This window comes from Geodermatophilus sp. SYSU D00691 (assembly GCF_054050275.1).
In genome coordinates this window covers 38,107-60,858 of the sequence record NZ_JBJGYZ010000035.1, presented here as the reverse complement: position 1 = coordinate 60,858, position 22,752 = coordinate 38,107, and the positions used below count along the sequence as shown (strand labels likewise).

Genomic DNA, 22,752 nt, shown 5'->3' with positions numbered 1-22,752 from the left:
AGCACGCCGCCGCAGGGGGCGGCGGCGGTCAAGGGTGGACCATGTACAGGTGTGACGTCCTAGTGCCGATCGGTGAGAGCGGCCCGGATCGGGACGAGGCTGGGACTGCCGACGTCCCACAGGGCTTCGTTCAAGGCCTGCGACAAGGCGTTGTGCTCGGAGTCCGGCCAGAGAGCGGTACCGGCGAGGTAGTCGGCCAGATCGGTGCGGGACCGGTTTCCGCCGCACTCGAGGTAGGCCCACCACAGCGAGTCCGACTCCAAGCCCCCGAGCCACCGGGCGACGACGGTCAAGGGGCAGGCTACGGCGGTGCTGGTCACGGGTTTCCTTCCGCGCCGGACGGCGGGTTTGCTGCACCGGGCCTCCGGCGACGCGTGGGCTGAGGGGTGGCCCCGTGACTCAGGGCGGTGGGGACGTGACCGTCGCGGTGGATGGAGCCGGGCGACGGCGGTAGGTCGGGAGCGCGGTGGCTTCTCTGCGGCGGCTGCCGGGTCAGTGACGACCGCGGTCGTCGCGCGGGGAGGTGCCGGGGAGCTCGCCGGTGTGCACGAGGTGTTCGGCGATGTCGCGCACCTTCCGGTTGCTGTAGATGGAGGCGCGCGCCAGGAGCTGGAAGGCTTGATCCGGGGTCAGCGTGTGCCGCTCCATGAGCACGCCCTTGGCCTGGTCTATCACCGCGCGGGACTCGAGCGCGCGCTGCAGGTTGTCGGCCATGTCGCGGGCGTTCTGGTAGGCGTGCAGGTTGCCGGCCGCGACCGCGGCGTACGGGCCGAACCGGGTGGCCGCGGACCGGCTGTCCTCGTCGAAGGCGTGGGGCCGGCGGGCGTAGATGTTCAGCGCCCCGGTCGCCTGTGCGTCCTCCCCGATGAGCAGAGGGATGGACAGGGAGCTGAGGTTGCCGCGTTCGGCCGCGCGCCGCGTGTAGTCCGGCCAGCGGGTGTCGGTGCGGGTGTCCGTGATCTCGGTCAGCTGTCCGGTGCGGGCGGCGTGCAGGCACGGGCCGTGGCCGCGCTCGTACTGCGTCTCGTCGAGGTCGACGGCGAGCTGCCCGGTGGACACCACCGTGGTGGGGCGGTCCTTGACCAGCAGCAGCACCGAGGCGTCGGGGTTCCCGGGCATGACCGCGCTGGTCAGGCCGGCCACCGTCTGCAGCAAGGTGTCCATCGACAGCTCGCGCAGGGACAGCCGGCCGAGCTGCTCCAGCGCCTCGGTGGCGCTCGCGGGCTGACGGTTCCGCTGGTCGTCCACGGCGGGGCCTCCGGTCGTGACACCGGGGGCGGGGTGACCTCGGCAGCGGGACCCCATCGAGGTCCCGCATCGCGGTACGCCGCTGCTGGACGCGGTGTCGACGCACGTGCACATCGCCGCTGGGTGCGACGGTACGCGCCCCGTGAGGGAAATGGGCAGTGGTGACGGCCGGGCGTTCCCGGGCGGCGCGGGCTCAGGTCCCGTTCTCGGCCGCAGAACGGGACTGGGGTGTCCAACGCTCCGCGGGCTCATCCCGTGCGGCGACGGAGTGCGCTGAGGCGGGGTTCTCCGCGACGGAACCCCGTCTCAGCGCACTCCGTTCTGCTGTCCCCGAGGCCGCCTGTGCGGGTGCGGTCCGCCGCCCCGACTGCCAGGGGCGCCGGCCCGCGATCGGCTGGGTCAGGACGCCTGCTGCGGAGCGGCGGTGGACGCCCGGCGCACGAGGGAGGTGGCAAGGGTGCGGTGGAGATCGGCGACCTCTTCGCCGGAGATGAGCGCCAGGAGCATGCGCGCAGCCTCCTGACCCATCCTCCGGATCGGCTGCTGCACCGTGGTGAGCGGGGGATCGGCGAGCGCGGACTCCGGGATGTTGTCGAAACCCACCACGGAGAGCTGACGCGGCACGTCCATACCGAGCTCCGCCGCGACTTCCGTCGTCATCAGCGCCGAGAGATCGTTCGCCGCGAAGACGGCGGTCGGCGGCTGGGAGAGCGAGAGCAGTTCGCGAGCCGCCTCGCGCGCGCGTTCCGGTTCGAAGCCGCCGGACCGCACCAACGACTCGTCCACGCTCAGTCCCGCGGCGTCGAGCGCCTCGCGGTAGCCCTGCTCCCTCTGCTGCGCGGACAGCAGGTCCGACCGCCCCGTGATCATGCCGATCCGGGTGTGCCCCAACCCGAGGAGGTGCTCCACGCCCAGCCGGGCGCCCTGCAGGTTGTCCGCAGCCACGGAGGGCAGCCGGGAGGGACCGGTGTGCGGATCGACCGCCACCACCGGTCCGTCGGCATGCACGTCCGTCACGGTCGGCGTGACGAGGACGGCCCCGTCGACGAGGGTGGCCATCAGTCGGGTCAGGGATCGCCGCTCCCAACCCACGTGCTCCTCCAGGTGGCCACCGGCGGAGTAGGCGATCAGCTCGTAGCCGGAGCCGTGAACGGCGTCGGCGACGCCCTTCAGGACCTCGGTGCTGAAGGGCTCGAAGTCCATGACGAGCACGCCCACGACGTTGGTGCGGCGGTTCCGGAGGCTGCGCGCGACGAGGCTCGCCTCGTAGCCGAGCCGGTTGATGACCCGCGTGACGTGCTCGACGGTCTCGGCGGACACGCCGTACCGCCCGTTGATGACCTTCGACACGGTGGAGATCGAGACGCCGGCTTCCGCCGCCACCTGCTGCATCGTGACCCGGCTGCTGGGAGTCGCGTGCCCCGGGCCGACGAACAGGCCTGGGCTGACGACGTCGTCCAGGGATGTGTCGAGTTCCATGATCAACCTCTTCTCGGTCGGTCCTCGACTGCCAGGTTGTCAGGCCTGACCGCCATGCGTGCTTGCCGATCGCGGAGGGGCAGGCCGCACCACCACCCACGACCTTTGCGGACTGCCGGCTCCACTGTCGAGAACATCGGCGACGGCGGCCAGGAACTGGAGCCCCGACCCACCACGGCCTCTCGAGGTGGGCGCCGGGCTCAGCCCTTGACCGCCCCCTGGAGCCCGTTGACGATGCGCCGCTGCATCGCCAGGAAGAGCAGGAGGGCGGGGATCATGGCGATGGTCGTGAAGGCCAGCACGCCGGCGGTGTCGGCCGAGTGCTCGGTCGAGTAGTCCGCCACCCCCAGGGGCAGGGTGCGCATCTCGCCCTGCAGCAGGAGCAGGGGGAGCAGGTAGGCGTTCCAGGATGCGACGAAGGCGAGGACGCCCACGGTGACGAGTCCAGGCATCGACAGGGGGACGGCGATCCTCCAGAAGATGCCGATCCGGGAGGCGCCGTCGATCAGGGCCGCCTCCTCGAGCTCCTTGGGCAGCGCCATGAGGAAGGGCCGCAGGATCACGACCGTGGTCGGCAGCGCGAACGCCGCCTGCGGTAGCGCGACGCCCCACCAGGTGTTGCCGAGCTGCAGGTCGCGCGTCACCAGGATGAACAGCGGGATGATCGCCACGGCTGCCGGGAAGAGCAGCCCCAGGACGAACACCATGAACAGCGGCTCGCGGAACTTGAACTGGTAGCGCGCCAGCGGGTACGCGGCCATCACCCCGGCGAGCACGGCCACCGCCGTCGTGAGGAGGGCGATCGCCGTCGAGTTGAAGGCGTAGACCCAGAAGTCGGAGTCCGTGAAGACGGCCGCGTAGTTGCGCAGCGTCCACGGGTCGGGAAGCGCCGCGGGATCGCGCGCCAGCTGCTCGTTGGTGCGGAAACCACCGAGTGCGCCGTAGAGCACCGGGCCGAGCGTGACCGCCACGACCGCCAGGGCCACCAGGTAGACGAACGGGCCACCCCGCCCGTACGCCGCCGACCGTCGCGCTCTCACAGCGTCCTCCTCCGGGGTGCAGGTTCGAGGATCATGCGTCGCCCTTCGTGTCCCGGCGCAGCACCAGGAACTGGTAGGCGACCGCCATCACGAACCCGATCAGGAACAGCACGACCGATGCGGCGCCGGCGATCCCGTAGTTGGCGCGCTGCGTGCCCTGGCTGACCAGGTACGTCGCCATCGTGGTCGTCGCGTTCGCCGGCCCCCCACCGGTCAGGATCCACACCATGTCGAAGAGCTGCAGCGCACCGATCATGGACAGGAAGCACCAGGTCCGGATGGTCGGCGCGAGCAGCGGGATCGAGATGCGGCGCTGGATCTGCCACCACCCGGCGCCGTCGAGCTGCGCCGCTTCGTGGAGCTCGTCGGGAACGCCCTGCAGACCGGCGAGGAAGAGCAGCACCGCCAAGCCGAGGTACTTCCACGTGAGCACGACGAAGACCGTCGTCAGTGCGAGGTCGGGTGTGCCGAGGAAACCCTGCTCGGGGGTCGGGATACCCACCGACGACAGCAGGGTCTCGATGACACCGGTGCCCGGCTGCAGCAGCTGGAACCACACGACGCCGGCGATCACCTCGGCCAGCACGTACGGGACGAAGATGATCGTCCGCAGCAGCCCCCGCGCCCTGATGCGGCGGTTGAGCAGCAGCGCGAGCGCCAGACCCAGTGGCAGCTGCACGAGGATCGACGCGAAGACGATCAGGAAGTTGTGCCCGACCGCGTCGGTGAAGACCTCGTCGCTCAGCACGTTGATGTAGTTCTGCAGCCCGACGAAGTCCACCATGGGGCCGAAGCCCTTCCAGCGGTAGAACGACATCCGGGCCGCCGAGAACACCGGGTAGACGACGAACAGCCCCATCAGCACCAGGGCCGGCGCCACGAAGAAGAGGATCTCGAGGCGCTGCCGGCCCTTCCCGCCACCGGGGCGGCCGGTCACCCGGCGCGCGGATGCGCGCCGGGTGACCGCTGCACCGGGGTCCGCCGCTGTCACGGTCCCCTGGGAGGTCATCGCGGGGTCACCCCTCCTGATCGGCTGCCTGCTGGGTGGCGTCCACGACGTCCTGCGGCGACGCCTCGCCCGCGAACAGCAGCGCGACCTCGTCGTTCATCGCACCGCCGACCGACGCCCCGAACGCGGTGTCGAAGTAGAGCTGGATGAACGGTGCCGCGTCGCGGACCTCGATCAGCTGGGCGAGCGCCGGGTCGGACACGGAGCCAGTGGCGGTGGAGTTCGTCGGGAGCCCCATGTCGTTCTCCGCGAAGCCCTGCTGCACCTCGTCGGAGAGCAGGTACTTGACGAGGTCGACCGCCGCGTCGGGTGCGCCCTCCGAGACGGCCCAGGCGTCACCACCACCGAGCTGGGCGGTCGGGTCGCCCTCGCCGTCCTCGACCGCCGGGAACGGGAACCAGCCGGTCTTGTCACCGAGGCCCTCGCCGTTCTCGGTGAGCCCCTGCATCACACCCGGCTCCCAGTGACCGGCCAGCTCCATCGCGACCTGCCCCGTCGCGAGCAGGCCGGAGGCGGAGGCAGCCCCCTCCTGCGCCGGCGTCGTGAGGAAGCCGGGGTTGAAGGGCTCGGTGGCCAGCAGGTTCTCGACCTCCTCGCCGGCCTGGACGAAGCACGGGTCGGAGAAGTCGAGGCTGGTCACCGCGTCCTCGAGGACGTCCTGGGAGCAGGACCGCAGCGCCGTGTAGTACCAGTAGTGGGCGGCGGGCCACTTGTCGCCCGCGCCGACCGAGATGGGCGTGATGCCGGCGCTCTTCAGCGTCTCGACGGCGGAGTACAGCTCCTCCATCGTGGTCGGCGGCGCCTGGATCCCCGCCTGTGCGAAGAGGTCCTCGTTGTACCAGAACCCGACGACGCCGACGGAGAACGGCAGCGCGTAGGTCTGGCCGTCGACCTGCCATCCGGACAGGTCGACGCCGAGGCTCTCGATCTCCTCCGCGGCGTCCTCCGACAGATCGCGGACCACGCCGGCCTCCACGCGGTCGGCGAGCTCACCGCCGCCGCGCTCCATGAAGACGTCCGGCACGTCGCCGCTCTGGAAGGCGGCCTCCAGCTTGTCGACCATGTCCTCGTGCGCCATCGCGGTGACCTCGACGTTCACCCCGGGGTTGGCCGCCTCGAAGTCTCTGGCCACCTGCTCGTAGAAGCCCCTCCCGGGCTCGTTGTTCGAGTTGTGCCACCACGTGATGGTGTTGGCGTCATCTCCTGAGCCGCCGTCACCCCCGCATGCCGTGGCACCCAGCAGGACGGCGCTGCTGCACAGCACCGCGAGCGCAGCTCGCCTCGAACGCCGCATGTTCTGACCCCTTCGTCTCGCCGCACGCCGCGGTGGCGTGGAACACACCGGCGAAGATGTCAGCTCGGGACTTGCGATGTCAATCGTTGTCGATAACGATTTCCGACCATGACCCCCTCAGTCGACGTCGACGCGCTGCGCCGGGCGGAAGTGGCGCTGACGGTGCGGCACGCCGATGGATCGCCTTGTGCTGGCACGGAGGTGCTGGTCGAGCAGGTCCGGCACGACTTCGCCTTCGGGAACATCGGCTTCGACTTCGTCGGCCTGGCCAACGGGGAGCACGGCGGGGCCCGCGAGAACGTCTTCGGCGGGGCCGACCCCGAGGCGGCCGAGCGGCTCGAGGACCTGTGGCTCGACCTGTTCAACACCGCGACCCTCCCGTTCTACTGGGCGGGCTTCGAACCGGTGGAGGGACAGCCCGACACCCGGCGACTGCAGAGCGCGGCCAGGTGGTTCCGCGACCGGGGGGTGGCGCTCAAGGGGCACCCGCTGGTCTGGCACACCCTCGCCCCGGACTGGCTGAGGGAGTGCTCCGACGAGGACGCCGAGAGGATCGTGCGGGCGAGGATCCAGCGGGAGGTCACGACCTTCGCGGGGCTGATCGACACCTGGGACGCGATCAACGAGGTGGTGATCATGCCGGTCTTCGCGAACGAGGACCGGCAGAACGCGATCACCCGCCTGTGCCGTCGCATCGGTCGCATCCCGACGATCCGGCTGGCCTTCGAGGAAGCGCGCGCGGCGAACCCGGCGACGACCCTGGTCCTGAACGACTTCAACCTGTCGACGGCCTACGAGTGCCTCATCGAGGGCGTCCTGGAGGCCGGGGTGCGGGTCGACGCGATCGGCCTGCAGAGCCACATGCACCAGGGCTACTGGGGCGAGGAGCGGACGCTGGAGGTCCTGGAGCGGTTCTCCCGCTACGGCCTCCCTCTGCACTGGACCGAGACGACCCTCGTGTCCGGGGACCTGATGCCGCCGGAGATCGTGGACCTGAACGACCACCAGGTCCCGCAGTGGCCCTCCACGCCGGCGGGGGAGGAGCGGCAGGCCGACGACATCGTCCGCCACTACCGGACGCTGCTGGGCCACCCGGCGGTCGAGGCCGTGACCTACTGGGGGATCACCGACCGAGGGGCCTGGCTCGGCGCCCCTGCCGGACTGGTGCGCGCCGACGGCACTCCCAAGCCGGCCTACGACGCCCTCCGGGGCCTGGTCAAGGGGGACTGGTGGCTGGCACCCACCCGTCTGCGGACCGACGGCGAAGGCCGGGTCACCGTCCGTGGATGGGCTGGTGACTACGCGGTGTCGGTGGGGGAGGACTCCGGGACCTGGACGCTGCGGCAGGACTCGCCGCAGCAGGAGGTCACCCTCGCCTGACCGCCGGACCGGAGCAGGACAGGCCTCGGCCGATCGAACCCACGACAACAGACAGGACGGATTACCGAGGGCATGGTCACCAACGCCGACACCGACCCAGCGCCCTGGCGCGACCCGCGGGTCCCCACCGAGGACCGGGTCGCGGACCTCATCAGCCGCATGACCCTGGAGGAGAAGATCGCCCAGCTGTACGGCGTCTGGGTGGGCTTCGATGCGACCGAGGGCGAGGTCGCCCCCCACCAGCACGAGATGGCCGCGGCGCCGGTGGACTGGGACGAGCTCATCCGCAGTGGGCTCGGGCAGCTGACCCGGCCGTTCGGGACGGCGCCGGTGGACCCGCTCGTCGGGGCCAAGGGTCTGGCGGAGAGCCAGCGGCACATCGTGGCGGCCGGCCGCTTCGGGATCCCCGCGCTGGTGCACGAGGAGTGCCTCACGGGGCTCGCGGCGTGGACGGCGACCGTCTTCCCCTCACCGCTGTGCTGGGCGGCCGGCTTCGACCCGGACCTCGTGGAGCGGATGGGTCGGCTCATCGGTGAGGGCATGCGCCGGCTCGGTGTCCACCAGGGGCTCGCCCCGGTCCTCGACGTCGTCCGCGACCTGCGCTGGGGACGCGTCGAGGAGACCATGGGCGAGGACCCGCACCTGGTCGGCACGATCGGCAGCGCGTACGTGCGCGGCCTGGAGTCGAGCGGCGTCGTGTCGACCCTCAAGCACTTCGTCGGGTACTCCGCCTCTCGAGCGGGGCGCAACCTCGCCCCGGTCTCCGCCTCCCCCCGGGAGATCGCAGACGTGCTCCTCCCGCCGTTCGAGATGGCGCTGCGGGCCGGTGCGCGGTCGGTGATGAACGCCTACACCGACATCGACGGGGTGCCGTCGGCGGGCGACCCGGCGCTCCTCACGTCACTGCTGCGCGGGACCTACGGGTTCACCGGCACCGTCGTCGCCGACTACTTCTCGATCGCCTTCCTCCAGACGCTGCACGGCGTCGCCGCCTCGCCGGCGGACGCGGCCGCCCGTGCCCTGGAGGCGGGTATCGACGTGGAGCTGCCGACGGTGAGCTGCTACGGCGAGCCCCTGGTGGAGGCGGTGCGGACCGGTGCTCTGGCCGAGGGACTGGTGGACCGCGCGCTCCGCCGGGTGCTGCTGCAGAAGTGCGACCTCGGCCTGCTGGACCCCGACTGGTCGCCGGACCCACCGGCGGTCCTCGACGGCGGGGTGACCCTGGACTCCGAGGAGTCCCGGGCCGTCGCCGGGGAGCTCGCCCGCCGCTCGGTCGTCCTGCTCTCCAACGACGGGACCCTGCCGCTGCGGCCCGGGCTGCGCCTGGCGGTCGTGGGCCCCCGTGCCGACACCGCGCAGGCGATGCTCGGCTGCTACTCGTTCCCGATGCACGTCGGCGTCCACCACCCCGACGTGCCCGTGGGTGTCCGCATCCCGACCCTCACCGACGCGCTGAGGTCGGACCCGGCGGCGTACGGCGTCGTGTTCGCCGAGGGGTGCCCGGTGCTCGGCGGCGACGACGAGGGGATCGAGGCCGCCGCGCGGGCCGCAGCCGACGCCGACGTGTGCGTCGCCGTCCTCGGCGACCAGGCCGGGCTGTTCGGCAACGGCACGTCGGGCGAGGGTTGCGACGCCGTGGACCTGCGGCTCCCCGGCCGGCAGGAGGAGCTGCTCGAGGCCCTGCTCGCAACGGGAACGCCCGTCGTGCTCGTCCTGCTCGTCGGCCGCCCCTACGAGCTGTCGCGCCAGGTCGACCGGCTCGCCGCGGTGGTGTGCGGGTTCTTCCCCGGCGAGGAGGGTGCTCCCGCGCTGGCGGACGTCCTGAGCGGGCGGGTGAACCCGTCGGGCCGGCTGCCGGTGAGCTTCCCGCGCGCGGGGAGCAGCCAGCCGGGCACCTATCTCGCAGCGCCCCTGGGCGGCCGCACCGACGTGAGCACCGTGGACCCGACCCCGCTGTTCCCCTTCGGGCACGGCCTGGGATACGGGTCCGCGACCTGGGCCGGGGTGCGGGCGCTCAGCGGAGCCGAGTGGGCCACCGACGGGACCACCGAGCTGGAGGTCGAGCTCCGCAACGACACCGACCGGGAGGTCAGCGAGGTCGTGCAGGTCTACCTGCACGATCCCGTCGCCGAGGTGGTCCGCCCGGTGCAGGCGCTCGTCGCCGCCCGGCGGGTCGACCTGGCCGCCCGGTCCACCGCCGCCGTCCGGTTCACCCTGCACGCCGACCTCACCTCCTTCACCGGCCGGGACGGCACGCGGGTCGTCGACCCGGGGGAGGTGGAGCTGCGGGTGGGTGCCTCCAGCGCCGATGTGCGGGACGTGCTGCGGTTCACGCTCACGGGCAGCCGTCGCACGGTCGGGTTCGAGCGCGTGCTGCACCCCGAGAGCGTCGTCCAGCACCGGACGGCGGACGGAGCTGCGGAGATCGACGGCTGATGCCGCAGATCGACCTCTCGCTCGACGAGCTCCAGCGCTACGCCCCGGACCTCCCGGCGCCGGAAGACCTCCGCGAGTTCTGGGAGGCCACCCTGGAGGAGGCGGGCACGTGGCCGCTCGACGCATCCTGCGCACCCGTCGACTCGGGGCTGGTGGCGGTCGAGAGCCATGACGTGTCCTTCGCCGGCTTCGGTGGCCACGAGGTCCGCGCCTGGCTGCACCTGCCTGCCCGGGCTCTGCGGGGGGACGGCCGGTTGCCCGCGGTCGTCCAGTACCAGGGCTACAACGGGGGGCGAGGGCTACCGCACGAGCACGTCTTCTGGGCGTTGGGGGGGTTCGCCCACCTCGTCGTGGACACCCGCGGGCAGGGCAGCGGCTGGACCGTCGGGGACACCGGCGACCCCGTCGGGTCCGCCGCCGCGCAGCCGGGATTCATGACCCGCGGCGTGCTGTCCCCGCAGGACTACTACTACCGCCGCGTCTACACCGACGCCGTGCGGGCCGTGGACGTCCTCCGAGCCCACCCGGAGGTCGACGGCGACCGGATCGCGGTGACCGGCATCAGTCAGGGCGGCGGCATCGCGCTGGCCGTCGCGGCGCTCGCACGCGGGGTGCGGGCGGTCATGCCCGATGTGCCGTTCCTCTGCGACTTCCCGCGGGCCACCCGCATCGCTCCCGGTGACCCGTACGGCGAGATCGTGCGGTATCTCAAGGCCCACCGCGACCGCGTGGACCAGGTGTTCCGGACGTTGAGCTACTTCGACGGCGCGGTCCTGAGCCGCAGCTCGTCGGCCCCGGCGCTGTTCTCCGTCGCCCTCATGGATGCGACCTGCCCGCCGTCGACCGTGTTCGCGGCGTACCACGCGTACGGAGGGCCCAAGGAGCTCCGGATCTACCCCTTCAACGACCACGAGGGCGGAGAGGCCCTGCAGCAGCGCGAGCAACTGGCCTGGCTGCGCGGCCGGCTCGAGGTGCCCACCGCCCGGCACGCCACGTCGCCGTGACCCGGTGCGAGCTGACGGCCCCCACGGCGTGATGGGCCACCGAGGCGGTCAGCGCGGAGCGGCGGTGCTGTCCCGGACGACCAGTTCGGTGGCCAGCTCCACACGGGGGCCGACCACCGATTCGCCGCGCACCAGGCGGAGAACCGTGCGGGCGGCCAGCGCGCCCATCTCCGCCAGGGGCTGGCGGACGGTCGTCATGGGGGGTGACGCCCACCGGGTCTCCGGGAGGTCGTCGAAGCCGACGACGCTGACGTCCTCGGGCACCCGGCGCCCGGTGCGCCGCAGGGCCTCGTACACGCCCAGCGCCATGTGGTCGTTGGCGGCGAAGACCGCGGTGGGGGGCTCGGCGAGCCCCAGCATCCCGGTGGCCCCGCGGAACCCGGACTCGAAGCCGAAGTCTCCTTCCGCCACGAGTTCCGGGTCGAAGGGGAGCCCCGCCGCCTGCAGGCCGGCGCGGTACCCGTCGAGCCGCGCCCTGCTGCACCACAGCGTCGGAGGTCCGGCGACGAAGCCGATCCGACGGTGGCCGAGCCCTGTCAGGTGTTCGGTCGCGCTCACCCCACCGGCCCAGTTGGTCACGCCGATCGTCGGCACGTCGAGGCTCGGCACACCGGCCGGGTCGATCACCACGGCGGGCACGTGCAGGCTCTTCAGCTCCGCGTGCAGCGCCGGATCGAGGTCCGTCGTCACCAGCACCGCGCCGTCGCTGGCCCGCGCCGAGACGTTCTCCAGCCACTCACGCGTGTCGCTGGCGCGCCGGTGGATCGCCGAGACCACCGTGCCCACACCTTCCGCGTGGGCCGCCTCCTCGACACCCCGGATGATCTCCACCGCCCAGGGGCTGTCCAGGTCGTTGAACACGAGGTCGAGGAGCTGGGCCCGGGGCCGGCTGCCCCGGCGCTGGTAGCCGTGCTGCCGCAGCAACTGCTCCACCCGCTCCCGGGTGTGCGCGGCCACGTCGGCCCGACCGTTGAGCACCCGGCTGACGGTCGGCACGGAGACGCCGGCCTCGGCGGCGATGGCGGCGATGGTGACCGTGCGCTGCTGGGTGTCGGACACCGGGCTCCCTCCTCGTGGGCCGTCCGAGCCTATGCCGCCCGCCCGCGTGCGGCGTCGTACCACGACCTCCGGCCGATGTAGCCGCGCGGACTTGACCGTGGCGCAGGTCACTGCATAGCCTCGCTGCACCGCCTACCGGAAGTTTCCGGAAGTTCCGTGGCGGTCAGACATCACCATCCCGAGGAGCTTCTTTGCGCGCGTCTCGCCCCCTGATGACCGGCGCCCTGTCGCTGGTGACCCTGATGGCCGCCCCCACCGCGGCTCTCGCTGCCCCCGCCCCGCCCGCCGCCCCCAGCGCTTCTCAGCACTCGGCCGCCATCGGCCAGGAGACCCTGCGGAGCCTCGCCGAGGAAGCCGGCATCGAGTTCGGCGTCGCCGTCAACACGGACCTGCTGGCGGACAACGGCAAGTACCGCAACATCGTCAACACCCAGTACTCCAGCGTGACGGCCGAGAACGTCATGAAGTGGGAGGCCCTGAACCCGGCGCCCGGCGTGTACGACTGGGCGGCGGCTGAGGCGCTCATCGCCAACGCCGAGGCCAACGGTCAGGTCGTGCGCGGGCACACGCTCGTGTGGCACAACCAGCTGCCGACCTGGCTCACGACCGGCGACTACACCGCCGAGGAGCTGCGCGCGATCCTCGAGGACCACGTCCGGACGGTCGCCGCCCACTTCGCCGGCGACATCCAGCAGTGGGACGTCGTCAACGAGATCTTCAACGACGACGAAGCCGGCAGCTTCCGCGAGACGATCTGGTACCAGGCCTACGAGGAGCTCGGCCTCCCCGGCGAGCAGTACGTCGCCGACGTGTTCCGCTGGGCCCACGAGGCCGACCCGGACGCGCTGCTCTTCTACAACGACTACAACCTCGAGTTCACCGGCCCCAAGAGCAACGCCGCGTACGCGTTCGTGCAGGAGCTGCTGGCCGACGGCGTGCCGATCCACGGCGTCGGGTTCCAGGGCCACCTGGACACCCAGTACGGCTACCCGGACCTGCGGAACAACCTGCAGCGCTTCGCCGACCTCGGTCTCGAGGTGGCGCTCACCGAGGTGGACATCCGCACCTACGTGACCCAGAAGCCGAACGGCACCTACACCAACACCCCGGCCGACCCGGCCGAGGCGGCCCAGCAGGTCGAGTGGTGGGCGCAGGCGCTCGAGGACTGCCTCGCCGTGGAGGCCTGCAACTCGTTCACGGTGTGGGGCGTCTCCGACGCCAACTCCTGGATCCCCGGCTGGTTCACCGGCCAGGGCGCCGGCCTCCTGTACGACATGCACTCCAACCCGAAGCCGCAGTACGAGGCGGTGCGGGAGGTCCTGCGCGCGGCCGCCTGATCACCTCGGCGGTCGTGCACACCGTCCCGGCCGCCGACCCGTGGCGGGGTGTCCGCATGACTCAGCTCCACCCCGATGACCAGGCCGTTCTCCCTCGGGAGAACGGCCTGGTCCGTGCATGCCGGAGCTGTGCCCGGCTGTGAGGCACCGCCCGGTGGGTCCCGAGGTCCGACCCGACCGATGAGTCGAGCCGGGGTGGCGGGTCTCCACGTGCATCAGCAGCCGCGCGCCCCGTGGAGGGCAGGTAGTTCCCCAGCGGCGTCGTCGCGCAGGCCTACCAGTCGGAGTACACCGGAGGAGCGAGGACCGTGGGCAAGGTGGTGGCGAACGCGATCATGTCCCTCGACGGGTACGTCGCGAAGCAGGACAACACGATCGGCCGGTTGTTCGACTGGCTGCAGAACGGCGAGGTCGAGATCCCGACCCCCGCCGGCGACTTCACCGTCCACCTGTCCCCGCCCAGCGCGGAGCACTGGCGGCGGTGGACGTCCTCGCTGGGGGCGCTGGTCTGCGGCCGGACGCTCTTCGACGTGGCCGAGGGCTGGCAGGGCCGGCACACCCTCGACGTCCCCGTCGTCGTCGTGACCCACCGGGTACCGACCGACTGGGTCGACGCGCACCCCGACGCCCCGTTCACCTTCGTGACCGACGGGATCGAGGCCGCGGTCGCACGAGCCCAGGAGCTGGCCGGGGACCGTGTCGTCGCGATCACCGGGGGCACCGTCGCCCGGCAGTGCCTGGACCTGGGGCTGCTCGACGAGGTGGCCGTCGACCTGGTCCCCGTCGTGATGGGCGAGGGCAACCGCCCGTTCTTCGGCCAGCTGGCCTCCCAGGATGTCCTGCTCGGCAACCCGACGGTCTGCCTGCCCGGCGACAGGGTCACCCACCTGGTGTTCCCGGTGCTGCGCTGACCGAGACCGCCCTTCGCGGGTTCGTCCACCGGTCTTCCTGACCGCTGTCACACATGCGGGCCGGGACGTGTCATTGCATCGAGGAGCACGTCGCTCCCGTCGACACGATCGACGCAGGCGAAGGGGAGAGCAGCATGTCCACCCACACCACCACGAGGACGACCGACGGCTTCAGCGCTGCCGAGCGGGCCGCCATGAAGCAGCGCGCGGCGGAACTGCGCGCCGAGGGACGGAGCGGCGCGAAGAAGGCCGAGGGGCTCCAGGCCCTGCTCGACAGCCTCGCGAAGATGGACCCCGCCGACCGGGCGATCGCCGAGCGCGTCCACGTCACGGTGACCGCCCACGCTCCCGACCTGGTGCCCCGGACCTGGTACGGCATGCCGGCCTACGCGAACGCCGACGGCAAGGTCGTCCTCTCGTTCAAGAACGCCGGCAAGTTCGGTCAGCGCTACTCGACCCTCGAGTTCCAGGACCCGGCCCACCTCGACGACGGCGAGATGTGGCCCGTGGGGTTCGCGCTCGTCGCGTGGACCCCGGCGGTGGAGGACGAGGTCGCCGCGCTCGTGCGGGCCGCCGTCTCATGACCCGGCAGGGCGATGAGTTCCGCCCGGGCCGCGGGTCTTCCTGGTGACCGACGTCGCTCGGCACGAGCCACCCCGGAGGACACCGTGACCACCACCCCGGACCAGTCGACCACCACGCTCCCCGGCCGCCCGCCCGTCGTCGACCTGGCCACCTGGCAGGCCGCCCGGGACGAGCTGCTGGTCCGCGAGAAGGCGCACACCCGCGAGGGCGACGCCCTCGCCGCGGCCCGCCGCCGGCTGCCGATGGTCGAGTTCGACCCGACGGTCGAGGTCGTCGGACCCGACGGCTCCGTGCCGTTCCTCGACCTGTTCCGGGGCCGCGACGAGCTCGTCGTCTACAAGCACATGTGGTACGACGGCGCGCCGCACCAGGGGCAGTGCGAGGGCTGCACCATGACGGCCTGGCAGCTGCAGGACACCGTCTACCTCGAGGCCCGCGGCGTCTCGTTCGCCGTCCTCACCACCGGGGTCTGGGACGAGGTGGCCGCCTTCGTGGAGTTCATGGGCTACCGCCAGCCCTGGTACTCGGTGCGCGACGTGCCCGAGCCGGTCGGCGGGGAGATGGGGTACCTCACCTGCTTCCTGCGCGACGGCGACCGCGCCTTCCTCACCTACTCCACGACGGGCCGCGGCAACGAGCCGGTCGCCGCGTCCTTCGCCCTGCTCGACCGGACGCCCTACGGCCGCGGCGAGGCCTGGGAGGACAAGCCCGAGGGCTGGCCCGAGGGGAACCACGCGTGCTGGTACTGGCGCAAGGACGCCGACGGGAACCCCACCTGGGGCGAGACCAGCCGGCCCGTGGCCCAGTGGACCCGCCCCGGCGCGACCCCCGTGGACACCCTCGGCCGGAGAGGTCCGCACCACTGACGGACGCTCGGCGCCCTCTCGACGGCGATCGGGCGCCACCGACCCTCGGCATGCAGGCGGCCGCGGGTGGGTACTGAACGCGGCATGAGCGCTGAGGACAAGGCGAGCAACAAGGTCGACGAGCTGGCGGGCAAGGTCAAGGAAGGCCTGGGCCGCGTCACCCGCGACCCCGCCCTCGAGGACGAGGGCAAGCGCCAGCAGACCGCGAGCAACCTCAAGCAGGCCGGCGAGAAGGTCAAGGACGCCTTCAAGTAGGCCCGACCCGCGCCGCCCCCGGCCGGCCCGCCGTGCGGCGGGCCAGCCGGCGGTGCGCGCGCGTCAGGCGTCGAGGCCGGAGAACGAGGGAGGGGCCTCCTCGCCGTCCCGGTTCACCCGGAACATGAAGGCCTCCTCCAGCGGCGCGAGGTAGGCGTCGGCCTCCTCCTCGGTGAGGCCACCCGGGGCGAGCAGGTCGTCGAGGGCGGGCCGGCGCTCGGCTGGGTGTCCGTGCCGAGCGGGCCGGTGGAGGTGCTCATCGCCGGCGCCTTCGGCCTGGTGCACGGGCTGGCGTTCGCCGGCATCCTCACCGACCTCGGCCTCGGCGGCTCGACCTCGCTGCTCCCGCTGCTGGCCGTCAACCTCGGCGTCGAGCTCGCCCAGCTCCTCACCGTGGCGCTGCTCTTCCCGTCGCTGTACCTCGCCTCGCGCACCCGCTGGTAGGCCGTCCTGCGGATCGGGATCGCGTCGGTCGCCGTGGCCGCCGCCACCGGCTGGGCGCTCGAGCCCCTCGGCGTGCTCGCCGACCCGCTCGGCGGGGTGGAGGCAGCGCTCGTCGCCCACCCTGGGACGGTGGTCGCCGGCGTGGCCATCGTGGCCTGTCGACTCGTCGACAGGTCGCCGCGCGTCGCTTCACGACTCAGCGAGACCGCATGGTTACGGTGAGGTCACGTCGGGACGGGGGTCCGGCAGCTCGACCCCACCCGACCCGGAAGGACGACGGCTGAACGTGCGAGCCGCGGCTGAGGACATCCGCAGGACCGGTTCCCGCGAGGGCGACCTCCTCGGGGACCGCTACGAACTCGAGTCGGTGATCGCCTCCGGCGGCATGGGCCAGGTGTGGCGGGCCCGGGACACGGTGCTCGACCGGCCGGTCGCGGTGAAGGTGCTCAGCGGCCAGCTCACCACCGATCCCACCTTCGTCACCCGCTTCCGCTACGAGGCGCGGCACGCCGGCCGCCTCGGGGACCCCAACATCGCCGCCATCCACGACTACGGCGAGGGCACCGACGGCGACGGCGAGGAGCTCGCCTACCTGGTGATGGAGCTCGTCGAGGGCGAGACGCTGTCGAAGCTGCTCCGGCGCACGCCCCGGCTCGACCCGGCGACGGCGTTGGACGTCGTGCGCCAGACAGCCTCGGCACTGGCCGCCGCGCACGCCGCCGGGGTGGTGCACCGCGACGTCAAGCCCGCCAACGTGCTCGTCCGGCCCGACGGCGTCGTCAAGCTCACCGACTTCGGCATCGCCTGGTCGTCGGCGAACGTGCCGCTGACCCGCGCCGGCCAGGTCATGGGCTCGGTGCACTACCTCGCGCCCGAACGCCTGGACGGCGACCGCGCCACCCCGGCCAGCGACGTCTACTCCCTCGGCGCCATCGCCTACGAGTGCCTGGCCGGCCGCCGCGCCGTGGAGGGCGACAACTCGGTCACCACCGCCTTCAAGCACGCGCGCGAGACGCCGCCGCCGCTGCCCGACGACGTGCCGGCCGACGTCCGGGCGCTGGTCGAGCGCGCCATGGCCCGGCAGCCGGCCGACCGCTTCGCCGACGGCGCCGCCCTGCGCGACGCCGTCGACGCGCTCCCGGCGGCCGCGATCCCCGACCGGCACCCGACCGTGGTGCTGGCCGCCGAGGACGTCGACGGCGCCACCGTGGCCCTCGACCCGGGGCGACGCCGGTCGCGCATCGTCCCCGCGGTCGTGGCCGTCGCCGTCCTGGCCGTGATCGCCGTCGTGGTGGGCAGCGCCCTCCTGCTCTCCCCGGACGCCCCGGCGACGGACGCTGCGCCGGCGCCGGTCCCCGCGACGTCCACCTCGGCCGATCCGGCCGTCGTGACCGCCGTCGTCCTCTCGGCGGACGGGCTGGTCGGCAGCACCGTGGCGGAGGTGCGCTCCCAGCTGATCGCCCGCGGTCTGCAGGTGCAGCTGCGGCCGGCCGAGTCGGCCGACGCCCCGGCCGGGCAGGTGCTCGCCCTCGACCCGCTCGGCGAGCTCGCGCCCGGCCAGCTGGTCACCGTCACCTACGCGGTCGCCCCGGCACCCGCGCCCACGACCGCCCCGCCCGCTCCGCAGACCACCGAGGCGCCGGCCGCCGAGCCGAGCGCCGTCGACACGCCGGAGCAGGACGACGACGGGCGCGGCGGCGGCCGGGGTCACGGCAACCGTGGCGGCCGCGGGGACGACTAGCGCCGCGGCGATGCCGCCCGGTGGCGGCTCGGAGCGGTATCGCGGCCGTCCGACACCGCTCCGATCCGACTCGGGGCGACGTCCGGCCGTCCGGGATGCCGATCCCGGACGGACGTGGCAGCCTGTCCGCAGGCCACGCCCCACCGGGTGGAGGGGGACTCCCCGGCGGGGCACCGGGTCGGGTTCAGAGCACCAGCTCCCCGGCTCGGCCATGCCCGCCGCACGGTCACGGCGCCGGCGTCGCCTCCAGCGGTGCCGGCTGCGTCGTGCGCGGCGAGGACGTCGAGGAGGACGACGACGAGGAGCTCGAGGACGTCGACGTGGACGACGACGTCGAACGCGTCGGCTCGGCCGGCTCCGACCCCTCCGGCTCCACCTCCTCGTCCGCCGACCCCGTGGGATCGGCCGCGGACTCCTCGGCGGTCGACGTCGCCGGCGCGCCCGTGCTGGGGGCGGACGGCGTCGACGGGGCCGGGGTCGTCGAGCTCGCGGGGGAGTCGGCCAGCTCGCCGAGCGTCGTCGTCCCCGAGGAGGAGGAGCTGGTGACCATCGCCGAGACCGGCTGCTGGCCGATCACCTCGATGCCGGTGATGATCCCCATCGCCACGGCGAAGACGCCGACGGCGTAGGCGGCCATCCGGCCCCAGCGCGGCTGGAACCGCCGGCCGGGCGCGCGGCGCGGGTCGCGCTGCGCGGGCAGGACGGCGGTGGCGGCGGCGTCGGTCTCGGCGGGCTCGGCCGCGGCCGCGGCGGCCCGCGGCGTCCGGCCGGTGGCCAGCACCTTGCGCAGCCGCTCGTTGGTCTTGGCCAGGGAGCTGCTGTAGAGCGCGGCGCCCACGCTGCTGACCACGCTGGCGAGCGCGGCGCCGACGAGCGTCCCGGCAACGCCGAAGAACGAGAGCAGGACCGCCGACGACACCGCGGCGAGCGCGCCGGCCGCGATCTGGACGACGTTGATGACGCCGCCCTTGGGCTTCTCCTCCTCGGCCTTCGGGTCGTCGGTCTCGGCTGCGGTCTGGGGGCTCGGGGAAGTCATGGGCTCCGGGGTGGACGGGCACGAACAGGGGAAGAGGACCCGGCGCGCGGCCGGGCCACCGGTTCGAGGCTACGACCTCCGGCCGCCCGGCGACGGGCCGTCGTCCCCGCTCAGCGCGCCGCTGACCAGCGGGAAGACAGCCGTGTGATTCCCGGCACGTTCAGACGGCGACCGCCGCCTCCTCCGCCTCGATGGCGGCGTTCCACTCCCGCTTGCCGGCCTGCCAGCCCTCCTCGGTGTCCCCGCGCCGCCAGTAGCCGGAGATCGACGTGAACTCCGGCCGCAGGCCGTACTGCGCGCGCAGGAACCGGCGCAGGTCGCGGACGGCGCCGGCCTCGCCGTGCACGAACAGGTGCGGCGTGCCCTCGGGCAGCGGCGCGGCGAGCACGGCGGCGACCAGCGCCACGCCCGGCACGCCGTCGCGGCGGTGCACCCAGGCCAGCTCCACGCCGTCGCCGACGACCAGGTCGTCCTGCTCCTCGGTGGCGTCGGCCACCTCGACGAAGACGAGGGCGCGGGCGCCGGCCGGCAGGGCCTCGAGGGCCGCGCCGATCGCCGGCAGCGCGCTCTCGTCGCCGGCGAGGAGGTGCCAGTCGGCGTCGGGGGAGGGCGCGTACGCCCCGCCCGGGCCGAGCAGCTGGATCAGGTCGCCGGGCCGCGCGGCCGCCGCCCACGGGCCGGCCAGCCCCTGGTCGCCGTGGTGCACGAAGTCGATGGTCAGCTCGCCGGTGGCGGCGTCCCACGACCGGACCGTGTAGGTGCGGGTGACCGGCCACTGCTCGCGCGGGAACTCCGCCCGCACCTGCTCGACGTCGTACGGGACGCGGTAGGGCGCCCCGGCCGGCGGGAACAGCAGCTTCACGTAGTGGTCGGTGAACGCGCCGGCCGGGAACCCGGCCAGGCCCTCCCCGCCCAGCACCACCCGGATCATGTGCGGCGTCAGCCGTGAGGTGCGCAGCACCTCGGCGACGCGGGGGGCGCGCGGACGTCGTGCCTCGGTCATGCGACCGCCTCTCTCGAGATCATCGCCGGCCAGGTTAGCCTTACCTCAGTCCGCGGCGGCTACAGCTCCTTGCGCCGCTCGCCCAGCCGGTCGAGCAGGGCGCGCCAGCGGCTGGGCGACTCGCCGGGGGCCAGGCTGCGCAGCCGCAGGTCGCCGAAGACCGCCGAGGCGCGGACGACGACCACCGGCGTGCCGGCCAGCCGCGGCACCGGGGCCAGCTCGGTCCTGCGGTCGCCGAACACCGTCCAGCCGTGCAGCTCGGCCTCCACGCCCTCGGGGACGATCACCTCGACGTCGCCGAAGACCGTGCGCAGCTCCAGCTCCAGCCGCGGCTCGCCGGTGCGCAGCCCGCGCAGGTCGACGCGCACGTCCCCGAAGACGGTCCAGGCCGAGGGCGTGTACCCGGTGAGCCGGAGGTCGCCGAAGACCGAGCGCGTGTCCTCGGGCAGCCGGGCGCCGACGACCTCGGCGCCGCCGGGCACCGCGGGGGTGCCGGGCGCCGGCAGGTCGGCCACCAGCGGTGCCAGGTCGTCCAGGGTCACCGCGGCGTAGGCGGCCGCCGCCCGCTCGCCGAACTCGTCGACGTCCAGGCGGCCCTCCGCCAGCGCCGCCTGCAGCCGGTCGACGGTCGTCATGCGGTCGACGTCGGAGGCGCGCAGGGCGGGTGCGCGCCCGGGCTCGGCGGGGACGTCGGACACGCGCCGACCGTAGCGAGAAACCGATCCGGCACTCCACCGTGTCGTCGTCAGCAAGGCCGGGGGAGCGGTGCTGTCCGCCGCCCGCCCGTGCGGGGCGTTGACCGCCGGGCGGCGGGCCCGCACAGTGGGCCGGTGAGGCGCGCGCTGGCGGTCCTGGCCTGCCTGGCGCTGCTGACCCTGGTGGCCGAGGTGGCGGGGGAGCCGCACGCCGTGCCGGCGATCGCGGTGGGCGCCGGCTACGTGCTGCTCGCCACCGTCGGCTTCGCGTGGGTCGACCGGCAGACCCCGGCCCGCCGGCGGTGGCTCGCGGCCGGCTACGTGCTCGTCGCGCTGCCGCTGGGCTTCCTCGTCTTCGGCCTCGGTGCCGCCGGCGTCGGCGGCACGCTCATGCTGCTGGTCCTGGTGAGCCAGGCCTGGCTGCTGCTGCCGCTGCCCGCCGCCGTCGCCGTGACCGCGGTGGTGCCGCTGGTGCACCTGCCCATGGGCTGGGTGGACTTCGTGCGCAACGCCCTCGGCCTGCTCGGCGCCGCGGTGTTCACCGCCGTCGTCACCGAGCTGCTGCGCCGCGAGCAGCGGTCCCGCGCGGAGCTGGCCGCGGCGCACGAGCAGCTGCGCGGGTACGCCGCCCAGGCCGAGGAGCTGGCCACCACGCAGGAGCGCAACCGGCTCGCCCGCGACATCCACGACGGCCTGGGGCACCACCTCACCGTGGTCCAGATGCAGGTCCAGGCCGCGCGCGCGGTGCTGGGCACCGACCCGGCCCGGGCCGACGACGTCCTGGCCAAGGCGCAGGTGCAGGCGCAGGAGGCGCTGGCCGAAGTGCGCCGGTCGGTGGCCGCCCTGCGCGAGCAGCGCACCCGCCCGCCGCTGCGCACCGCGCTGGAGGCGCTCGCGGCCGAGGCCTCGGCGGCCGGCGTGCCCACCGTGCTCGACGTCGAGGGGACGCCGCGGCCGCTGCCGGCCGAGGCGGAGGAGTCGCTGTTCCGGGCCGCCCAGGAGGCGCTCACCAACGTGCGCAAGCACGCCGGCGCCGGGAGCGCCCGGGTGGTGCTCGACTTCCGCGGCCCCGCGACGGTGCGGCTGGAGGTGTGCGACGACGGCCGCGGCCTGCCGGCCGCCGAGGGCACCGGCTTCGGCCTGGTGGGCATCCGCGAGCGGGCGGCGCGGGTCGGCGGCCGGCTCGACGTCCGGTCGGCGCCGGGCGGGGGGACGACGCTGCTGGTCGAGGTGCCCGGGTGAACCGGCCGGTGCGGGTGCTGCTCGCCGACGACCAGGCGCTGTTCCGCGAGGCGCTGGGCACCTTGCTCGGGGCGCGCCCCGAGGTCGAGGTGGTCGGCGAGGCGGCCGACGGCGCCGAGGCGCTGGACCGGGCCGCCGAGCTCCGTCCGGACGTCGTCCTCATGGACCTGCACATGCCGCTGCTCGACGGGGTCGCGGCCACCCGGCGGCTGCGCGCCGAGCAGCCGGAGGTGCGCGTGCTGGCCCTGACCACGTTCGACGACGACGAGGACGTCTTCGCCGCGCTGCGCGCCGGGGCTCTCGGCTACCTGCTCAAGGACGTCTCCTCCGACCGGCTGGTCGAGGCGCTGCTCGCCGCCCGGCGGGGCGAGTCGGTGCTCCAGCCGTCGGTGGCGGCCAAGGTGGTGGCCCAGTTCGCCCGGCTCCCCGCCGAGCCGGCGCCGCGGCCGCAGCCGCTGGTCGTCCCGCTGTCGGACCGCGAGCTCGAGGTGGTGCGGCTGCTCGCCGGCGGGCGCAGCAACCGCGAGATCGCGCAGGAGCTGTACCTCGCCGAGGGCACGGTGAAGAACCACGTGACCAACGTGCTGGCCAAGCTCGGTGCCCGCGACCGCACCCAGGCGGCGCTGCGGGCCCGGGCGCTCGACCTCCTCTGACCGGGGTCACGCCATGACGTGACCCGGGGTCATGA

23 protein-coding genes are annotated in these 22,752 nt (G+C 73.4%); 13 read left to right on the top strand and 10 right to left on the bottom strand.

Translation table 11 applies throughout. From position 1 onward, the window contains the following. Nucleotides 1-59: 59 nt before the first annotated feature. From ACI797_RS22105 to ACI797_RS22080, 6 genes are all read right to left on the bottom strand, one after another. The gene (locus tag ACI797_RS22105; protein WP_456861443.1) at nt 60-320 is read right to left on the bottom strand and encodes a hypothetical protein; all 261 of its coding nucleotides are present in this window, start codon (nt 318-320) and stop codon (nt 60-62) included. Between the two features lie 172 nt (nt 321-492). Further along, nucleotides 493-1,248 (bottom strand): ANTAR domain-containing protein, encoded by a 756-nt coding sequence (locus tag ACI797_RS22100; RefSeq protein ID WP_456861441.1) that lies wholly within the window; start codon nt 1,246-1,248, stop codon nt 493-495. Between the two features lie 399 nt (nt 1,249-1,647). Further along, entirely contained in the window at nt 1,648-2,640 is a 993-nt protein-coding gene (locus ACI797_RS22095; protein ID WP_456861439.1) for a LacI family DNA-binding transcriptional regulator, read from the bottom strand. Between the two features lie 287 nt (nt 2,641-2,927). Then, nucleotides 2,928-3,767: a carbohydrate ABC transporter permease gene (locus ACI797_RS22090; protein WP_456861437.1), complete on the bottom strand. Its 840-nt coding sequence runs from the start codon at nt 3,765-3,767 to the stop codon at nt 2,928-2,930. A gap of 31 nt (nt 3,768-3,798) precedes the next feature. Beyond that, nucleotides 3,799-4,776, bottom strand: coding sequence for a carbohydrate ABC transporter permease (locus ACI797_RS22085; RefSeq protein ID WP_456861436.1), 978 nt, complete (start codon nt 4,774-4,776; stop codon nt 3,799-3,801). Between the two features lie 7 nt (nt 4,777-4,783). After that, nucleotides 4,784-6,070, bottom strand: a complete 1,287-nt coding sequence (locus tag ACI797_RS22080; protein ID WP_456861433.1) for an ABC transporter substrate-binding protein — start codon at nt 6,068-6,070, stop codon at nt 4,784-4,786. A gap of 108 nt (nt 6,071-6,178) precedes the next feature. Here ACI797_RS22080 and ACI797_RS22075 point away from each other — a divergent pair, with 108 nt between their 5' ends. From ACI797_RS22075 to ACI797_RS22065, 3 genes are all read left to right on the top strand, one after another. Then, complete coding sequence (locus ACI797_RS22075; RefSeq protein WP_456861431.1) at nt 6,179-7,450, top strand: endo-1,4-beta-xylanase; 1,272 nt, start codon at nt 6,179-6,181, stop codon at nt 7,448-7,450. 72 nt (nt 7,451-7,522) lie between these two features. Next, nucleotides 7,523-9,886, top strand: a complete 2,364-nt coding sequence (locus ACI797_RS22070; protein WP_456861429.1) for a beta-xylosidase/alpha-l-arabinosidase — start codon at nt 7,523-7,525, stop codon at nt 9,884-9,886. Continuing rightward, nucleotides 9,886-10,890, top strand: a complete 1,005-nt coding sequence (locus ACI797_RS22065; protein WP_456861427.1) for an acetylxylan esterase — start codon at nt 9,886-9,888, stop codon at nt 10,888-10,890. Before ACI797_RS22070 ends, ACI797_RS22065 begins: the two co-directional genes overlap by 1 nt. Nucleotides 10,891-10,938: 48 nt before the next feature. Here the strand turns inward: ACI797_RS22065 and ACI797_RS22060 are convergent, their stop codons facing one another. Beyond that, entirely contained in the window at nt 10,939-11,949 is a 1,011-nt protein-coding gene (locus ACI797_RS22060; RefSeq protein WP_456861425.1) for a LacI family DNA-binding transcriptional regulator, read from the bottom strand. Between the two features lie 191 nt (nt 11,950-12,140). Here ACI797_RS22060 and ACI797_RS22055 point away from each other — a divergent pair, with 191 nt between their 5' ends. The 8 genes from ACI797_RS22055 to ACI797_RS22020 all read left to right on the top strand — a co-directional run bounded on the left by ACI797_RS22055 (nt 12,141) and on the right by ACI797_RS22020 (nt 18,088). Next, nucleotides 12,141-13,286, top strand: a complete 1,146-nt coding sequence (locus ACI797_RS22055) for an endo-1,4-beta-xylanase (protein WP_456861423.1) — start codon at nt 12,141-12,143, stop codon at nt 13,284-13,286. A gap of 308 nt (nt 13,287-13,594) precedes the next feature. After that, nucleotides 13,595-14,197: a dihydrofolate reductase family protein gene (locus tag ACI797_RS22050; protein WP_456861420.1), complete on the top strand. Its 603-nt coding sequence runs from the start codon at nt 13,595-13,597 to the stop codon at nt 14,195-14,197. A 134-nt stretch (nt 14,198-14,331) separates the two neighbouring features. After that, nucleotides 14,332-14,781 carry an iron chaperone gene (locus ACI797_RS22045; protein ID WP_456861418.1) on the top strand — a complete coding sequence of 150 codons (450 nt, stop codon included), beginning with the start codon at nt 14,332-14,334 and terminating at the stop codon, nt 14,779-14,781. An 84-nt stretch (nt 14,782-14,865) separates the two neighbouring features. Beyond that, nucleotides 14,866-15,648 (top strand): DUF899 family protein, encoded by a 783-nt coding sequence (locus tag ACI797_RS22040; RefSeq protein ID WP_456861416.1) that lies wholly within the window; start codon nt 14,866-14,868, stop codon nt 15,646-15,648. Between the two features lie 84 nt (nt 15,649-15,732). Beyond that, complete coding sequence (locus ACI797_RS22035; protein ID WP_456861414.1) at nt 15,733-15,903, top strand: CsbD family protein; 171 nt, start codon at nt 15,733-15,735, stop codon at nt 15,901-15,903. Nucleotides 15,904-16,128: 225 nt separating this feature from the next. Continuing rightward, nucleotides 16,129-16,347 (top strand): HupE/UreJ family protein, encoded by a 219-nt coding sequence (locus ACI797_RS22030; RefSeq protein ID WP_456861412.1) that lies wholly within the window; start codon nt 16,129-16,131, stop codon nt 16,345-16,347. A 33-nt stretch (nt 16,348-16,380) separates the two neighbouring features. Beyond that, entirely contained in the window at nt 16,381-16,569 is a 189-nt protein-coding gene (locus tag ACI797_RS22025; RefSeq protein WP_456861410.1) for a hypothetical protein, read from the top strand. A 64-nt stretch (nt 16,570-16,633) separates the two neighbouring features. Then, entirely contained in the window at nt 16,634-18,088 is a 1,455-nt protein-coding gene (locus ACI797_RS22020) for a protein kinase domain-containing protein (protein ID WP_456861408.1), read from the top strand. A 226-nt stretch (nt 18,089-18,314) separates the two neighbouring features. Here the strand turns inward: ACI797_RS22020 and ACI797_RS22015 are convergent, their stop codons facing one another. The 3 genes from ACI797_RS22015 to ACI797_RS22005 all read right to left on the bottom strand — a co-directional run bounded on the left by ACI797_RS22015 (nt 18,315) and on the right by ACI797_RS22005 (nt 20,825). Continuing rightward, a complete protein-coding gene (locus ACI797_RS22015; RefSeq protein ID WP_456861406.1) occupies nt 18,315-19,124 on the bottom strand; it encodes a hypothetical protein in 810 nt (269 codons plus the stop codon). A 160-nt stretch (nt 19,125-19,284) separates the two neighbouring features. After that, nucleotides 19,285-20,127 (bottom strand): siderophore-interacting protein, encoded by an 843-nt coding sequence (locus ACI797_RS22010; protein ID WP_456861404.1) that lies wholly within the window; start codon nt 20,125-20,127, stop codon nt 19,285-19,287. Between the two features lie 59 nt (nt 20,128-20,186). Continuing rightward, nucleotides 20,187-20,825: a DUF1707 domain-containing protein gene (locus ACI797_RS22005; RefSeq protein ID WP_456861402.1), complete on the bottom strand. Its 639-nt coding sequence runs from the start codon at nt 20,823-20,825 to the stop codon at nt 20,187-20,189. A 132-nt stretch (nt 20,826-20,957) separates the two neighbouring features. Here ACI797_RS22005 and ACI797_RS22000 point away from each other — a divergent pair, with 132 nt between their 5' ends. Both ACI797_RS22000 and ACI797_RS21995 read left to right on the top strand, forming a co-directional pair. Then, complete coding sequence (locus ACI797_RS22000; RefSeq protein ID WP_456861400.1) at nt 20,958-22,064, top strand: sensor histidine kinase; 1,107 nt, start codon at nt 20,958-20,960, stop codon at nt 22,062-22,064. Then, nucleotides 22,061-22,717 carry a response regulator gene (locus tag ACI797_RS21995; protein ID WP_456861397.1) on the top strand — a complete coding sequence of 219 codons (657 nt, stop codon included), beginning with the start codon at nt 22,061-22,063 and terminating at the stop codon, nt 22,715-22,717. Before ACI797_RS22000 ends, ACI797_RS21995 begins: the two co-directional genes overlap by 4 nt. The last annotated feature ends 35 nt before the right edge of the window (nt 22,718-22,752 follow it).

Coding starts and splice junctions, on each gene's coding strand:
- ACI797_RS22075 (WP_456861431.1), top strand. CDS start 6,179: ATGACCCCCTCAGTCGACGTCGACGCGCTGCGCCGGGCGGAAGTGGCG.
- ACI797_RS22095 (WP_456861439.1), bottom strand. CDS start 2,640: ATGCAGCAGGTGGCGGCGGAAGCCGGCGTCTCGATCTCCACCGTGTCG.
- ACI797_RS22065 (WP_456861427.1), top strand. CDS start 9,886: ATGCCGCAGATCGACCTCTCGCTCGACGAGCTCCAGCGCTACGCCCCG.
- ACI797_RS22010 (WP_456861404.1), bottom strand. CDS start 20,127: ATGACCGAGGCACGACGTCCGCGCGCCCCCCGCGTCGCCGAGGTGCTG.
- ACI797_RS22085 (WP_456861436.1), bottom strand. CDS start 4,776: ATGACCTCCCAGGGGACCGTGACAGCGGCGGACCCCGGTGCAGCGGTC.
- ACI797_RS22035 (WP_456861414.1), top strand. CDS start 15,733: ATGAGCGCTGAGGACAAGGCGAGCAACAAGGTCGACGAGCTGGCGGGC.
- ACI797_RS22080 (WP_456861433.1), bottom strand. CDS start 6,070: ATGCGGCGTTCGAGGCGAGCTGCGCTCGCGGTGCTGTGCAGCAGCGCC.
- ACI797_RS22070 (WP_456861429.1), top strand. CDS start 7,523: ATGGTCACCAACGCCGACACCGACCCAGCGCCCTGGCGCGACCCGCGG.
- ACI797_RS22045 (WP_456861418.1), top strand. CDS start 14,332: ATGTCCACCCACACCACCACGAGGACGACCGACGGCTTCAGCGCTGCC.
- ACI797_RS22015 (WP_456861406.1), bottom strand. CDS start 19,124: ATGACTTCCCCGAGCCCCCAGACCGCAGCCGAGACCGACGACCCGAAG.